Below are 15890 nucleotides of genomic sequence, written 5' to 3'. Positions count from 1 at the left end.
CTTGTTTCGCTTGGATCTGACACCATCAAGCGCGTAAGTGACCCATATCACAAGTTAAATTGTTTAAGGTGGCAAGCAATACAGACGATAGTCGCTTTTTTTACCGTTTCGTGCCAGAAACACCACCATAAGGGGAGACCCGTCATGCATAATCGCAGACAAATCATGGCATTTGGCCTTGGCGGTCTGGCCCTTGGCGGGGCCACGATCACAGGATTGTCGCGCGCGTCGGCCAAGGACGGGCTGGCGGAACATGCGCTTGGCGGGGTCGGCGATCTGGCCAACCCGCCGCAAATCCACAGCCAGAACGGCCTGTTGCAGACCACCCTGCGCCCCGCCCTGGCAGAGGTATTGGTGGACGAACAGCCCCGCAAGCTTCGCCGATACAATGATGGCTTGCCGGGACCGACCCTGCGGGTGAAACCGGGCGACCGCATGGAAATCACGCTGGAGAATGCCCTGCCGTCCAATGCGCCGCCGTTGCGTGCGCTTGACACATTCCCGGCTTTCGGGCCGGGGGATCTTTGTGGGCCGGTCGGCACCACCCATGTTGCGCCGCATGACCTCAACACCACCAACCTGCATTTTCACGGCATGCATGTCAGCCCCAAGGGCAACAGCGACAATGTATTCCTGACGGTCGAGCCGGGGTCCGCCTTTACCTATGACGTGCAGATCCCCGACAATCATCCGATTGGTGCCTTCTGGTATCATCCGCATTGGCATGGCTCTGTTGCCGCCCAGATCGGCACCGGCATGGCCGGGCTGATCCTGGTTGAACCGGAGGATTATGTGCCACCGGGCCTGCCCGAACGGCAGGTCATCATACAGACCGTGATCGGCAGCGATCTGGCGGCGTTTGACGATCCGCAACAATTCATGTCGCTGCAAGCGCCGCGTATTTTCACCCTGAACGGTCAGTTTCGGCCCACCATTCGCCTGCGTCAGGGTGAGCGGCAATTCTGGCGCATATTGCTGGCCAATGATTTCCAATTCTGCCCGCTGAATTTTGCCGACATGGGCCTGCGTGCGATCCTGATTGGTCGCGATGGCATCCCCCTGCCCGCCCCCAAGGAGGTTGACCGCCTGCTGTTGTCGCCCGGCAATCGGTTCGATGTGGTGGTTGAGGGGGCGCAGCCCGGCCTGCATGACATGGTGCGCCAACCCTATCGCCATGGGTTGGTGGATCTGGAGGAACGGATCATCGCCCAGGTCCAGATCGAGGCGGGCGGCATGCCCTCGGACCTGTTGCCGGCCCCGGCCGCGACACCGCCAGACATTACCGATGCCGAGATTGTCCGCAGCCGAAAGGTGGTTTTGGGCGAGGTCCGCGATCCCCGTGCGGTCTTTGACCTGGCCTTTACCATTGACGGGCAATCCTATGATCCGAACACTTGGCATCTGGACCCGAAATTGAACACCGCCGAGGAATGGACCTTCGTCAACACCACCGCCTATCCGCACCCGATGCACATTCATATCAACCCGTTTCAGGTGGTCGCCATCAACGGTGTGCCGGTGCCGGACCGGCCCTGGTACGATACATGCGTGGTGCCCGCCGCCGGCACCTTGACCATCCGCACAAGGTTCGAAGACTTCGATGGCGATTTCGTCACCCATTGCCACATCCTGCCGCATGAAGACGCCGGAATGATGATGAACATAAGGATCACCACATGAGCATTCTGCGCCTCGCGTTTGCCGCCTTTGCCGTTGCCGCCGCGCCAGTTCTGGCCGAGGTTCAGACCGTGAATGCCCAGACCTGCCTGTCCTGTCATTCGGTGGATGGTGTGGCGCATATTGATCATGTCCCGATTATTCATGGCCAATCCGAAACCTATCTGCGCAATGCTTTGCACGCCTATAAATCCGGCCAGCGCAGCGGCGGCACCGCCGATGTGATGCAGGCCGTGGCACAGGATCTTAGCGCGGCGCAGATCGACCAGCTGGCGGCGTTCTTTGGCACCGACGCCTCCATCGTGCAGACCGCGCCCATTTCCCATTTGATCAAGGCATCTGCCGAGGGCGCCGATGGTCGGCTGGTCTATCTGACCACCAAAGAGGGCAGCGCGCGGGTCGTCGAAAGCCGGTTCAACGGCGATTATTTCCGTGTCGCGCCCTATGTCGAAAGCGAAAAGTTCCTGACATTCTGTTCCATCGCCACCATGGCGGCGGTGCTGAATTCCTTTGAAGACGCGCTGAAACGGCCCATCGACACCGCGCGTTACCCCTATCCCTATTTCACCCAGGACAATATCTTCAACGAAGACAACCAGCAGGTCAAAACCTTCGAAGGGGTGGTGACAGACGGGCTGACGCTGGATCAGATCGGGCTGTTCCTGACCCATCTGGACGTGCGGCCCAGCACCATCTTTGCCGATGAAAACAGCATCGAACACATGCGCAATGCGATTATGGAAGGCCTGTCAGACCCGGCTGTGCGGGTGATCTTGAATTACAATCGCGGCATTGTCGGCCAGAACGGTTCTGGCCATGTCTCGCCCATCGCGGCTTATCACCAGCCCAGCGACTCTGTGCTGGTGCTGGATGTAGCGGGTTACAAATATCCGCCCGCCTGGATTCCGATGGACATGCTCTACAAGGCGATGCTGGACGTCGATACCTCGTCCAAGCGGTCCCGTGGGCTAGCGCTGGTGAGGACATTCTGATGATGGAATTTGGTCGTCGCGATGTGATCCGCATTCTTGGGGCGGCCATGTCAATGGCCCCGGCCCCCGCTTTGGCGCGGCTCGGGGTTGCGGATGATCTGGCGGTGTTCCGCGACATCATCCGCGCCGTCGGCGGCACCAACTACATGCCACAAGCCTTGGCCACGGCCTGTGAAACTGAATTTGCCCGCGCCTTTGGGGTTGAGGCGATGTTTTCGCTGGTGGCCTTGGCCCGGCGTCGTCCGGTGCTGGATGACATGGCCGCAGATGCCAGCACCCGTGCCGCCGACCAACTGCGCTGGATCGCGACGTTCCTTTACACCGGCGAGGTCGATGGCGAGGTGCGGTATTACGATTATTGCCTTGGCTGGCAATCGCTGACCTTTGCCACCGCGCCGGGGCTTTGTGGCGGGCCGTTTGGCCATTGGGTGGAGCCGCAGCGATGACCATGCCAGTGCCGGAAAACGTCGATGTGCTGGTGGTTGGCGCCGGTATGGCCGGATCACATCTGGCGCTGGAACTGGCCAATGCCGGGCGACAGGTCACGGTGCTGGAGGCCGGGCCAAAAAGACCCCGCCAGGATTGGATGTCGATTTTCACCAATAACCCGGTCAAGGGCCCGCAGGCGCCTTACCCGTCGAACGCCTGGGCGCCACATCCCGAGGACAATGGCTATGCCACGTTTTATGACCAGGCCGGGCCGATGGAATTTGCCGGGGCCTATCTGCGGATCTACGGCGGGTCGACATGGCATTGGACCGGCTTTGCCGACCGCCTGCGCCCGGCTGATTTCGCGATGAAATCCACCTATGGCGTCGCCGAGGACTGGCCGGTGACCTATGAGGATCTGGAACCCTATTATGCGCGCGCCGAAAAGATCTGGGGCGTTGCGGGCAGCATGGACGATGTCTGGGGCGCGCCGCGCAAGGAACCCTATCCCATGCCGCCAATTCCGGCGACCTATATGGACAGCCGGGTCGATATTGCCCTGGCCGAAATGGGCCTGCATTCCGGTATTTTCAGCCATGCGCGCAATTCCGTGCAATTCGACGGCCGACCGCCGTGTTGCGGCAACAACACCTGTGTGCCGATCTGCCCCATCGGGGCGAAGCTGGACGGATCGGTGATCGCCGACAAGGCCGCAGCGGCCGGCGCGCAGATCATCACCGAGGCGGTGGTGACGATGATCCATGTCGGGCCGGATGGCATGGTCAGCGGCGTCGATGTGCGCCGCCCGGATGGCACGCAAACGCGCGTCACCGCCAATATCTATGCCCTGTGCTGTCATGCGATTGAAAATCCCCGGCTGTTGCTGATGTCAGCCCAGGAAAACGCCCCGAACGGCGTGGCAAACGGATCGGATGCGGTGGGCCGTTACCTGATCACCCAGGCCAATCAGGACACCAAGGGCGTGACCCTCGATCCGGTGTTCCCCTATCGCGGGCCGCAACAGACCAGCGGTTTGATCGAGCTGCGCGATGGCGATTTCCGCGCGTCACATGCGGCCATTGGCACCAGCTTCATGAATTCCGGGCATTCCGGCAATTCCGATGGGACAAATGTGGCCAAGGATCTGATCTCGCAGGGGTATCTCGGACAATCCCTGGCGCAGGAATTGAACCGGATTGTGTCGCGGCATCTTCGGCTGAATTCCTCGGCCGAGATCCTGCCCGACCCGGACAATCGTCTGACCCTGTCGGATGAAAAAGACAGCGCCGGACTGCCGAAATCCCGCATCGCCTATTCCATCGACGCATATACCCGTGCGGGCATGACAATTTCCCAGAAAATGAACACCGAGATCCTGCAACGTCTGGGATCCACCGAAATCACCTCTAACGAGGTTTATCTGTCCAATGCCATCATCGGCGGCACAACACGCATGGGGCTTGATCCCGCGACTTCGGTGGTGAATGCCCAGCAACAGGCCCACCAGCATCCGAACCTTTATATCATGGGGTCATCGGCGCATGTCACCATGCCGGTGAATGCGCCGACCTTGACCATTGCCGGGCTGGCGATGCGCACCGCGGAACATATTCTGGCGTAGGGTCTTAGGACCCCGCAGTTGCGCTGAACCCGGCAGATCCCAGAAAATACTGCGAGGCGATAGGCCGATACGCCGCGCCAAGAACGCGGGCATTGGCCCCGACCCCGCCTGCGCGAATGTCGGGCCGCAAAAGACCGATGGTCTCGATTTTCGCGATCTCATCAACGGTGCGCTGCACCAGCCGCTCGCGCACCCCTTCGGGGAAAGCGCCGTCAATCACCACCGCTTCAAAGTCGATCACAGCGCAGGCCGACAGGGCCGCCATCGCCAGCTCCTGGGCCGCCATATCAATCCACGGGCCGACCTGTTCTTCGAAATCGGACCAATCGGCACCCTGTGTCCAAAGCAGTTTCGGGTCGCGTCCGGCCAGACGAATGGTGTTTTCCAGCCAAAAGATCGACGCGTGATCCATCAATTGCACCGGTTTGCCCGTCGCATCGCGGTGCATCAACGATCCCAGCGCCCCCGCATTGCTGCGGTTGCCCTCGTACACGGCATCGTTCAACACAACACCGCCCCCGGCAAAGGCACCAATAAAGAAATACGCGTAGTCGCGCAGCCCGCGACCATTGCCAAAAATATTCTCGGCATAACAGGCCGAGGTCGCGTCATTGAGGATCGACACCGGAAGATCGCTGAACTGCGCCACCTCCTCTGCGATGGCAATGCCGCGCCAGGATTGAAAATCGCTGTCGTCCGCGCCGATGATCTCATGCGGTTTCCACAATTCGAACGGGGCCGCGATCCCGATGCCACACACCCGTGTCTGTTCCGCAGAAGGCAGGGTCGCAAGCATGGCCGCCAGACTTTCGCGCAGAAAGGGGAAGACCACTTCGGGCCGGGGAAAGCGATAGTTGACCTGTTTTTGCATCCGCACGTTGCCCAGCAGATCCATCAACGCCACATCCGCAGAGCGCCGCCCGATCTTGAGCCCGACAGAATAGGCGCCCGAGGGGTTTAACTTCATCGGCACGCGCGGCTTGCCGACCCGGCCGCGCTGGGGGGCGCCCTTGATCAGAATCCCATCCGCCTCCAACGAACGCAGGATGACGGACACGGTTTGCGCCGACAGCCCAGCCTGGCGCGCAATGTCGCTGCCGGGCAATTGCCCCACCCGCTGGATCATCGAAAGCAACAGACGTTCATTATAGTCGCGCACACCACTTTGGTTCACACCACCACTGAAACCTCTGACGTCTTCTTGCGTCATGGCATTTCCTCCCTTACCTACCCTGCCATTTCGTAATTAATAAATCAACATGATTTATTAATTGACGCATGAAACAGAATCAGATCATATAACGGTGATCTCGCTCCAAAAGGGCGAATCGGGGAGAAAGGCCCAGTTTCGGGCCAAAATCAAATGTCTTTGGGAGGACATCATGAAAAAACTACTTTTGGGTAGCGCAATTTCCTTTGCAACACTGGCGGGCGTCGCCAATGCCGAAAGCCACGCCGTCAACGCCTGTCTGATCACCAAGACCGACACCAACCCGTTTTTTGTCAAAATGCGCGAAGGTGCGGCCGCCAAGGCCGAGGAACTGGGGATCTCGCTGAATTCCTATGCCGGTAAAGTTGACGGCGACAACGACACCCAGGTCGCGGCCATCGAAACCTGCATCGCCAATGGCGCCAAGGGCATTCTTTTGACCGCATCCGACACCGCCGGCATCGTGCCCGTGGTACAACAGGCGCGGGACGCGGGCATTCTGGTTATCGCGCTCGACACCCCGCTGGAGCCGATCGACAGCGCCGACATGACCTTTGCCACCGACAACTTCCTTGCGGGTGAGCTGATTGGCAAATGGGCCGCCGCCACATTGGGCGACGAAGCCGCCAATGCGAAAATCGCGATGCTCGACCTTGCGGTCAGCCAGCCATCGGTTGGCGTTCTTCGCGACCAGGGCTTCTTGCAGGGGTTTGGCATTGATCTCGGCGATCCGAACAAATGGGGTGACGAAGACGATGCCCGCATCGTTGGCAACGACGTGACCCAAGGCAACGAAGAAGGCGGCCGCCGCGCGATGGAAAACCTCCTCGCCTCTGATCCGATGATCAACGTGGTCTACACCATCAACGAACCTGCCGCTGCCGGCGCTTATGAAGCGCTGAAAGCCATTGGTCGCGAAAATGACGTTCTGATCGTGTCGGTTGATGGCGGCTGCCCCGGTGTTGCCAATGTCGAAGAAGGCATTATCGGCGCGACATCGCAGCAATATCCCCTGCTGATGGCCTCCAAAGGGATCGAAGCGATTGCCGCATGGGCCAAGGACGGCACCAAGCCGGCCGCGACCGAAGGCAAAGGTTTCTTTGACACCGGTGTGGCACTGGTGACCGACAAACCCGCCGACGGCGTTGACTCGATCTCGGTTGCCGAAGGCAAAGATCTCTGCTGGGGCTAAATACCTGAGCGCCGGGCCGCATCAGCGGTCCGGTTATCACATATATTCCCAGAGTTTCAGGTATCCGGGCCACGGCCCTGTCCCTTGCATCGTCTGACATCAGACCGATCATCCCGCGGCTGACGTAAGCGCATCCGCCACAGCAAGCTGAAGCATCCCGGGGGCGGGCAGCCTGTCCGTCCCCTTTTTCTATTCCCGAACGCCAAAACGCGTTTTTGATCTTACGGAGGGGAACATGTCCAACGCGGACAATTACGAATCCGTCATTCAGGAGGCGAACACCGACGTCGCATCCTTTGACGAGCACAACAAAGGCCTGGTGGGCCGCTTCCACCATTTGCTACACACAACCCCGGCGCTGGTGCCGCTGATCGTTCTGGTCGCCGCCATCATCGTCTTTGGGCTGGTGCTGGGCAGCAAATTCTTTTCACCATTTGCCATGACCCTGATCCTGCAACAGGTTCAGATCGTCGGCGTGTTGGCGGCGGCGCAGACGCTGATCATCCTGACGGCGGGCATCGACCTTTCGGTCGGGGCGATTGCGGTGCTCTGCACGGTTGTAATGGGTAAATTTTCCTTTGATTATGGCCTGCCGCCGTTCTTTGCGGTTCTGGGCGGTCTGGCCGTGGGCACCGGCATTGGCGCGGCCAATGGCTGGCTTGTCAGCCGGGTGAAACTGCCGCCCTTCATTGTCACGCTGGGCATGTGGCAGATCGTTTTGGCGGCCAACTATCTGTATTCCGCCAATGAAACCATCCGGTCACAGGACATCGAGGCCGAAGCGCCGTTCCTGCAATTCCTTGGCACCACATTCAGCGTCGGCGGCGCGCGGTTCACCCTGGGCGTGTTCCTGATGATTGCCCTGGTTGCGATCCTGGCCTATGCGCTGCGCTCGACTGCCTGGGGCCGCCATGTCTATGCCGTCGGGGATGACCCAGAGGCCGCAGAACTGGCCGGTGTCGATGTGCACAAAACCCTGATGTCGGTATATATGGTTGTTGGTTTCATCTGCGCGCTGGCCGGCTGGGTGATGATTGGCCGCTTTGGATCTGTGTCGCCGTCGGCCACCACCGGGGTCATCGGCAATATTCAGTCAATCACCGCCGTGGTGATTGGTGGCATCTCGCTCTTTGGCGGGCGGGGGTCGATTGTCGGGGCATTCTTTGGCGCATTGATTGTGGGCGTGTTCGAACTTGGCCTGCGCATGGGCGGGGCGAACCCGCAATGGACCTTCCTTCTTATCGGCGCATTGATCATTGGCGCTGTGGCCGTGGATCAATGGATCAGAAAGGTGTCGGCATGAGCACTCTGCAAAATACTGCAACGGACCGTGGCACCCCATTGCTGAAAGGCCGCAATCTGACCAAACGCTATGGCAAGGTCACGGCGTTGGACAATTGTGATTTCGATCTCTATCCGGGCGAAATCCTGGCGGTGATCGGCGACAATGGCGCGGGCAAATCCACCCTGATCAAAGCAGTCTCCGGCGCGGTCATTCCCGACGAAGGCACGGTCGAGCTGGAGGGCAAGAAGGTGAAATTCCAATCACCGATTGATGCCCGCAACGCCGGGATCGAAACCGTCTATCAGACGCTGGCCATGTCCCCCGCCCTGTCGATTGCCGACAACATGTTCATGGGGCGCGAAATCCTGCGCAAGGATTTCATGGGCAAGTTCCTGCGCAAGCTGGACAAAAAGGCGATGGAGGAATTCGCCCGCGAAAAGCTCTCTGAGCTGGGATTGATGACGATTCAGAACATCAATCAGGCGGTCGAAACCCTGTCGGGTGGCCAGCGTCAGGGGGTTGCGGTGGCACGTGCTGCGGCCTTTGGGTCAAAGGTGATCATCCTCGACGAACCCACCGCCGCCTTGGGGGTCAAGGAGAGCCGCAAGGTGCTGGAATTGATCCTTGATGTCCGCTCGCGCGGGATTCCGATCATCCTGATCAGCCACAACATGCCGCATGTGTTCGAGGTCGCAGACCGCATCCACATTCACCGGCTGGGCAAGCGGCTTTGCGTCATCAACCCCAAGGATTACTCCATGTCGGACGCTGTGGCCTTCATGACCGGTGCCAAGGTGCCCGAAGGCGCCGAAGCGGCCTGATCCGGGCCAAATCAAATCACCGCAAAGGCCCCGGAAAATTCCGGGGCCTTTGTTGTTCCCCCCTATCGCGCCATGGCGCAGTGGCGCTAGGATGACCCACACCCAACCTCGGATTTCATATGTTTCTAGGCATTGATATTGGCACCTCCGCCGTCAAAACCTCTTTGGTCGGGGCCGATCTGCACTTGATCGCAAGCGCCACCGCGCCGCTTGCAACCCACACGCCCAGCGCCGGTCAAAGCGAACAGGACCCCGAGAGCTGGCGGCACGCAACGCGGCAGGCCCTGCGCGATCTGGCGGGGCAATATGACCTTGGCGAGGTGCGTGCGATGGGTCTTTCGGGGCAGATGCATGGCGCGGTGGTGCTTGGGGCCGACAATCGCCCATTGCGCCCGGCGATCCTGTGGAATGATGGCCGGGCTGACGGGATCTGCAACGCGCTGGACCAGGATCACCCCACCCTGGCAAAGATCGCCGGCGTGCGGCCGATGCCGGGGTTCACGGCGCCGAAAATCGCCTGGCTGGCCGCGCATGAGCCGGACACCTATTCCAAGATCCACCGCATTTGCCTGCCCAAGGATTATCTCGGGCTTTGGCTGCACAACACCCATGTCACCGACAGATGCGACGCCGCCGGCACATGGTGGTTTGATCAGGCCGCTGGCCAATGGTCGACGGCGCTTTGCAAGGCCACCGCAACCGATCCGGCCTGGCTGCCGCAGGTGAGGAATGGCACCGATCTGGCCGGCACGCTGCGGGAAGAGGCGGCAAAGGAACTGGGTCTGCCAACCGGTCTTCCAATTGCCGTTGGCGGGGGGGATGCAGCGGCAGGGGCGGTATCGCTCGGCGCGGTTGATCCGGGGTGCGGCTTCATATCGCTTGGCACGTCGGGGCAATTGTTTGTCACCACCGATGGTTATCGCGCGGCCCCGGAGGCGGGATTGCATTCCTTTGCCCACTGCCTGCCCAATCGTTGGTTCCAGATGGCGGCGATGCTGAATGGCGCCCGCCCAATGAGCTGGTTCGCCAACGTCACGGGTCAGCCCGTCGGCGATCTTCTGGCCAAGGCACAGCAGGCTGACGCCGACATCCCGCTGTTCCTGCCCTATCTCACGGGCGAGCGGACACCACATGGCGACAGCCGCATTCGCGGCGCGTTTTACGGCCTGGGCGATGCCACCGGATCTGACGAGATGATGCGCGCGGTTGTCGATGCGATTGCCTATGCCTTTTGTGACGCGGCGGATGCGATGCGCCAGACCACGGACATCCCCCAGCCACTGCTGGCCATTGGGGGCGGCACAAGATCGGATCTGCTGTTACAGACCATTGCCGATGCCACCGGCCTGACGCTGCATCGCGGGGCTGGCGCGGAAAGCGGGCCGGCACTGGGCGCGGCGCGCATGGCCGCCGTTGCCATTGGCGCGGCGACATTGGCCGATCTGGGTCAAAGACCGCCAACCGACCGCATCTTTGCCCCCCGCACAGACAAGGCCGGTTATCACGCGGACCGCCTCGCCCGGTATCGCGCGCTTTACATCGCGCTGAAACCGCTGCGACAATAGCCACACCAGATCGCTCACAGGCACGTGACAGCATTGACAGATATTGGACAATTGCCCGCCAACGCCCCACATGAGCAAGATCCAAGACAGGAGGCCCTGCAAATGAGCTATCAGAAATCCGCCGACGCCATTGCCGCACTGACACCCGAAGAATATCGCGTGACCCAGGAAAGCGGCACCGAACGCCCCTTTACCGGCCAATACAACGACCACGCAGAACCGGGCATCTATGTCGACATCGTGTCCGGCGAGCCGCTGTTTGCCTCGTCCGACAAATTTGAATCGGGATGTGGCTGGCCCAGCTTTACCAAACCGATCGAACCGGCCCATGTGGCCGAATTGCGTGACGCCAGCCTTGGCATGATCCGCACCGAGGTCCGGTCGACCCATGGCGACAGCCACCTTGGCCATGTTTTCCCCGACGGCCCACGCGATCGCGGCGGCCTGCGCTATTGCATCAACTCTGCCTCATTGCGGTTCGTTCACCGCGACGCAATGGTGGACGAAGGCTATGGCGATTATCTTGATCAAGTTGAGGAGGTCTCATCATGAGCGCACGTGCAGTTCTGGCGGGGGGATGTTTCTGGGGGATGCAGGATCTGATCCGCAAGCGTCCCGGCGTCCTGAAAACCCGTGTCGGCTATACCGGCGGAGATGTGGAAAACGCCACCTATCGCAACCACGGCACCCATGCCGAGGGCATTGAAATCCTGTTTGATCCCGACAAGGTCAGCTATCGGCAGCTTCTGGAATTCTTCTTTCAGATCCACGATCCCAGCACGATGAACCAGCAGGGCAATGACCGGGGATTGTCCTATCGCTCGGCGATTTATTACGTCGATGAGGATCAAAAAGCAGTGGCGCTGGACACCATTGCCGATGTCGATGCCTCTGGCATCTGGCCCGGCAAGGTCGTGACCGAGGTGGAACCGGCAGGTGCCTTCTGGGAGGCCGAGCCAGAGCATCAGGATTATCTGGAACGCCTGCCCCACGGCTATACCTGCCACTTCGCGCGGCCCGACTGGGTTTTGCCGAAACGCGACGCGGCAGAATAACGAGCGATTGCACAGGATCAGGGGCGCCAGCACATGCGCTGCGCGCCCCTACCCCGCCTCTTGAAAACAAAACATGTTGCCTGAGGCCGAATTCAAATAGCACACGGCATTGTCCGGCAGATTGTCCCACATCCGTTCCGCCTTGGCCCCATTGATCTTGGTTGCGAAATTCAGCGTCTCCAGCACCGTTTTGGCCCCCGACGGCCAGACAAAGGTTTCCAGGACATAGAGTTTCAGATCGTCCATCATGGTTTCCGCAACCTGTTTGGTACAGGGATCGTTGTCCAGCATTTGGCCAGAACTCCAGACGCTGCAACGCCCCTGCATTTCACGCCGTTCAGTGGGATTGAAATCCGCCACATCGCGCAGGATGATCTGGTCATCATTTGGCCGTGCCAGCGCCACCAGCGGCGTGCGCGGATCAAAAAACAGCGCGGGCGAGGCCTCGAATCCGATATCGTCGTCGCCAATCGACACATGGGCGAAACCGCCGCCAAAGCTTTGCAATTCATCCGCAATTGCGGTGTCGGGCGAAATCCACAACCGGCATCGCATCGCGCCTTCCTGCCCGAACCCTTCCATTTCGACCTGAATACTGTCGTTTTCGCGGGTGATTTTCGGATCCCAGCCAAATCGGTTGGCCGGATCAGCCACAAACCCCAGACCATTGGTGGCAAGCCGATCACCCACCCAGCCATAATACGCCCCACAGGCATTGCTCGCGGCCAGGGCCGTGACCTCCTGTGGGCGCACCGTTCCGACAACCGGGATCAGCCAACGCCCGGCGCGGTGCACCGTGTCGATATAAAACATGTCATCCGGCGGGGTGGCCAGCATTTCGGCAATCAGGGTTTGCGACAGTTTCATCACCCCCATGCGCTGCATCAGATCACCCAGCGCGGTCACGGCAATCCTGTAGGCCTTGTTGACCTGCGCTTCGCTGTATTGCCCGGCCGCCACTTCAAGCGAGGGCGCATGAAATCCCAACCGCCCGGCAGCATGCAATTTGCGATTGGCCACGACCCCGGCGTCGCTTTCGGTGGAAAAAGACCCCGCCATGAACACCATGGAACAGGCCGACAGGCATTCCGCCCCGCGCGGCACCGCCGTGCCCAATTCGCCAAAGATGACATCCACGATCCGCACGGCTTCGGCAAAGCTGCCGCCCGGGCTGTCGAGACACAGGCGGCTCTGGCCCAATTGTGATCCCGGCGGCAAGGTGCTGGTCCTGTCCAGAAGCCGCTGTTTTTCGGTCGCGATCCATGCCTTGATCTTGTCGGCGTCGCCGGGGCCAATCACCCCGCTCAACCGGGCCCGACAGCCCATGTAGCTGTCTGTATGGTCTTCGAGGGTGGCGGCACGCGCCCCACTGGCAAAAGACAGCATGCAAAAGGCGGAAATCCCCGCCAGACACAGGTTTCGGAACAATGACATGGGCAATCTGGCTCCTCTTATCCGGGGCGGTCGGTCGCCGGGACGCGATGATATGGGCAAGAACCCCTTGGAAATCCGCCCGGAATGACCCACCTATGGGACATGAACCAGACTGCCATAAAATTTGCCTTCGACAATAGCTATGCCCGCGATCTTGACGGGTTTTACGTGCAATGGAAGGGCGACACGGTGCCCGAACCACGTATTTTGCTGTTAAACGCCGAATTGGCCACAGAATTGCAGCTGGACGCCGATGCGCTGGACAGCGACGACGGCGCGGCAATTCTGGTCGGCGCGCAGGCCCCGGAGGGGGCCGAAACCCTGGCCATGGCTTATGCCGGGCATCAATTTGGCGGGTTTTCCCCGCAATTGGGCGATGGTCGCGCGATCCTGTTGGGGGAACTCATCGACCGTCGCGGCAAGCGCCGCGATCTGCATCTCAAGGGATCGGGCCGCACGCCGTTTTCACGCGGCGGCGATGGCAAGGCGGTGCTGGGCCCTGTGCTGCGCGAATTCCTGATGGGAGAGGCGATGCATGCGCTTGGCATCCCCACGACCCGGGCGCTGGCCGCGGTGACCACCGGCGAAACGGTCTACCGCGACACGGCCAAACCCGGCGCGGTCCTGGCCCGTATCGCCGCCAGCCACCTGCGGGTCGGCACGTTTCAGTTCTTTGCCGCGCGGGGCGAACATGACCAGGTGCGGCAATTGGCGGATTATGCCATTGCCCGCCATGATCCCGATCTGATCGGGAATGACGACCGCTACCTTCAGTTCCTGCGCGCGGTGATCCGGCGTCAGGCCGATCTGGTCGCGGGCTGGATGCAGGTCGGTTTTGTCCATGGGGTGATGAATACCGACAACATGACGATTTCCGGCGAAACCATCGATTATGGTCCTTGTGCCTTTATCGACGATTACGACCCGGCGACGGTGTTTTCATCAATTGATCACGCTGGGCGCTATGCTTTTGGCAATCAGCCCAATATCGCGCAATGGAATTTGGCGCGTCTGGCGGAAACGCTGATCCCGCTGCTCGACCCGGATCAGGACAAGGCGATTGAAATCGCGACCCGGGAAATCCAGCAGTTCCCCGAACGCTATGCCAAGGCCTGGACAGATGGCGCATCCGCCAAGATCGGGATATCGGGCACCCAGCCGGGTGACCGTGACCTTATCAACGCCCTTTATGCGGCGCTTTCCGGGCAACATTTGGATTTCACGTTGTTTTTCCGCCATCTGGCCGATGCCGCAACCGGGGATGATGACGCCCTGCTTGGGTTGTTTGACGATGCCACTGAAATCACCGCCTGGCTTGCCACATGGCGGCACCGCCTGACGCACGAGGCCGTCAGCGCCGAAGATCGCAGGGACGCAATGAACGCGGTCAACCCGCTTTATATCCCGCGCAATCATCTGGTCGAAGCGGCGCTGACCGCAGCCGAAGCTGGCGACATGACCCCGATCGCCACATTGCTGGACGTGTTGCGCGCACCGTTCACCGAAAACCCCGACCACAAGGAATACGCCCGGCCCGCGCCACGGGACTTTGGCCCTTACAAGACATTTTGCGGCACCTGATTTGGATTTGGAGATTTCGTTTTGCGCCTGCTTATTGTGATTGCCTTATCTCTTTTGCCGCAAATGACCCTGGCGGCGGGATGTGTCGGTTCCGACCTGCGCACCCAGCTTGAGCCTGATCAGATCGCGGCACTGGCCGCCGCAGAGGCCGAAACCCCCTTTGCCAATGGCAACCATTGGCGGGCGACGCGCGGCGAACGGGTGATCCATGTGATTGGCACGGTCCATATCCCCGATCCGCGTCTCGACCCGGTGAGCGCCAAACTTGCCCCATTGATCACGGCCGCAGACCGATTGCTGGTCGAGGCGACCGCCGAAGACCGCAAATTGCTGGAACAAAATCTGACCTCGGACAGTTCGTTCCTCTTGCTGCAAGACACCACCCTGCCAGAGCTGATGGAAGAGGAGGACTGGCAAAAGCTGGCGGAAGCGGCCCGCAGCCGTGGCATCCCGGCGTTTATGGCGGCCAAATTCCAACCCTGGTATCTGTCGTTGGTGTTGGCCCTGCCCGGCTGCGCCATGGAGGTAATGGGCACAGGCGAAGGGTTGGATGCCAGAATAGAAACCATGGCGCGAAACGCCGATCTGGCCCGTCAATCGCTGGAACCCTTTGATACGGTGTTCAAGATGTTCAACGAAGACCCGTTGGACGAACAATTGCGCATGCTGCAATTGGGTATTTTCCCCGAAGAAACCGGCGCCGATCTGCTGGTCACGACGTTGAACAGCTATTTCGATCAGGCCCATTCCGACAGTTGGCAATTGTCGCGCATGTTGACCTTGGCGCATCTTGACCTGCCAGAGGCCGAAGTCGAACAGATGCTGACCGAGATGGAAGAAAAGCTATTGATCCGCCGTAATTTGGCCTGGATCGACGTGATCGAAGATGCGCCCGAAGACCGTCTTGTGGTCGCCGTCGGCGCGGCGCACCTGATGGGAGAGAGCGGAATTCTGAACCAATTGCAGAGCCGCGGTTACACCCTGGAACGTCAGGAATTTTGATCGCTCGGGAGGGAGGGGGCGCTGCC

14 protein-coding genes are annotated in these 15890 nt (G+C 60.3%); 12 read left to right on the top strand and 2 right to left on the bottom strand.

Going from position 1 to position 15890, the window contains the following annotated elements; translation table 11 throughout:
* Positions 1-144 precede the first annotated feature (144 nt).
* From Q4577_RS07750 to Q4577_RS07735, 4 genes are read left to right on the top strand one after another with little or no spacing between them, the layout of a single operon-like run.
* Entirely contained in the window at positions 145-1680 is a 1536-nt protein-coding gene (locus Q4577_RS07750) for a multicopper oxidase family protein (protein WP_303469157.1), read from the top strand.
* On the top strand, positions 1677-2669 hold the full coding sequence (locus tag Q4577_RS07745; protein ID WP_303469156.1) for a phytochelatin synthase family protein: 993 nt from the start codon (positions 1677-1679) through the stop codon (positions 2667-2669). Before Q4577_RS07750 ends, Q4577_RS07745 begins: the two co-directional genes overlap by 4 nt.
* Complete coding sequence (locus Q4577_RS07740) at positions 2669-3115, top strand: hypothetical protein (RefSeq protein WP_303469155.1); 447 nt, start codon at positions 2669-2671, stop codon at positions 3113-3115. Before Q4577_RS07745 ends, Q4577_RS07740 begins: the two co-directional genes overlap by 1 nt.
* Complete coding sequence (locus Q4577_RS07735) at positions 3112-4719, top strand: GMC family oxidoreductase (RefSeq protein WP_303469154.1); 1608 nt, start codon at positions 3112-3114, stop codon at positions 4717-4719. Before Q4577_RS07740 ends, Q4577_RS07735 begins: the two co-directional genes overlap by 4 nt.
* Positions 4720-4723: 4 nt before the next feature.
* Here the strand turns inward: Q4577_RS07735 and Q4577_RS07730 are convergent, their stop codons facing one another.
* Positions 4724-5929: an ROK family transcriptional regulator gene (locus Q4577_RS07730; protein WP_303469153.1), complete on the bottom strand. Its 1206-nt coding sequence runs from the start codon at positions 5927-5929 to the stop codon at positions 4724-4726.
* A 172-nt stretch (positions 5930-6101) separates the two neighbouring features.
* On the opposite strand from Q4577_RS07730, the gene Q4577_RS07725 reads away from it, so the two are divergent.
* From Q4577_RS07725 to msrA, 6 genes are all read left to right on the top strand, one after another.
* On the top strand, positions 6102-7121 hold the full coding sequence (locus Q4577_RS07725; protein ID WP_303469152.1) for a sugar ABC transporter substrate-binding protein: 1020 nt from the start codon (positions 6102-6104) through the stop codon (positions 7119-7121).
* A gap of 235 nt (positions 7122-7356) precedes the next feature.
* Positions 7357-8424 carry an ABC transporter permease gene (locus Q4577_RS07720; protein WP_244688040.1) on the top strand — a complete coding sequence of 356 codons (1068 nt, stop codon included), beginning with the start codon at positions 7357-7359 and terminating at the stop codon, positions 8422-8424.
* Entirely contained in the window at positions 8421-9227 is an 807-nt protein-coding gene (locus tag Q4577_RS07715) for an ATP-binding cassette domain-containing protein (protein ID WP_303469150.1), read from the top strand. The genes Q4577_RS07720 and Q4577_RS07715 overlap by 4 nt, the downstream gene beginning before the upstream one ends.
* Positions 9228-9346: 119 nt before the next feature.
* Positions 9347-10792: a xylulokinase gene (gene xylB / locus Q4577_RS07710; RefSeq protein ID WP_303469148.1), complete on the top strand. Its 1446-nt coding sequence runs from the start codon at positions 9347-9349 to the stop codon at positions 10790-10792.
* A gap of 102 nt (positions 10793-10894) precedes the next feature.
* Positions 10895-11344 carry a peptide-methionine (R)-S-oxide reductase MsrB gene (gene msrB / locus Q4577_RS07705; RefSeq protein ID WP_303469147.1) on the top strand — a complete coding sequence of 150 codons (450 nt, stop codon included), beginning with the start codon at positions 10895-10897 and terminating at the stop codon, positions 11342-11344.
* The gene (gene msrA, locus Q4577_RS07700; RefSeq protein ID WP_244688031.1) at positions 11341-11847 is read left to right on the top strand and encodes a peptide-methionine (S)-S-oxide reductase MsrA; all 507 of its coding nucleotides are present in this window, start codon (positions 11341-11343) and stop codon (positions 11845-11847) included. Before msrB ends, msrA begins: the two co-directional genes overlap by 4 nt.
* 48 nt (positions 11848-11895) lie before the next feature.
* Here the strand turns inward: msrA and Q4577_RS07695 are convergent, their stop codons facing one another.
* Positions 11896-13281 (bottom strand): hypothetical protein, encoded by a 1386-nt coding sequence (locus tag Q4577_RS07695; RefSeq protein WP_303469146.1) that lies wholly within the window; start codon positions 13279-13281, stop codon positions 11896-11898.
* Between the two features lie 117 nt (positions 13282-13398).
* Here Q4577_RS07695 and Q4577_RS07690 point away from each other — a divergent pair, with 117 nt between their 5' ends.
* Together Q4577_RS07690 and Q4577_RS07685 are read left to right on the top strand one after the other, a co-directional pair.
* The gene (locus Q4577_RS07690) at positions 13399-14862 is read left to right on the top strand and encodes a YdiU family protein (RefSeq protein ID WP_303469362.1); all 1464 of its coding nucleotides are present in this window, start codon (positions 13399-13401) and stop codon (positions 14860-14862) included.
* 21 nt (positions 14863-14883) lie between these two features.
* On the top strand, positions 14884-15864 hold the full coding sequence (locus Q4577_RS07685) for a TraB/GumN family protein (RefSeq protein ID WP_303469145.1): 981 nt from the start codon (positions 14884-14886) through the stop codon (positions 15862-15864).
* Positions 15865-15890: the final 26 nt, after the last annotated feature.

This window comes from Marinovum sp. 2_MG-2023, assembly GCF_030548265.1.
Lineage (GTDB): Bacteria > Pseudomonadota > Alphaproteobacteria > Rhodobacterales > Rhodobacteraceae > Marinovum.
This window is presented reverse-complemented; position numbering and strand designations above follow the sequence as displayed.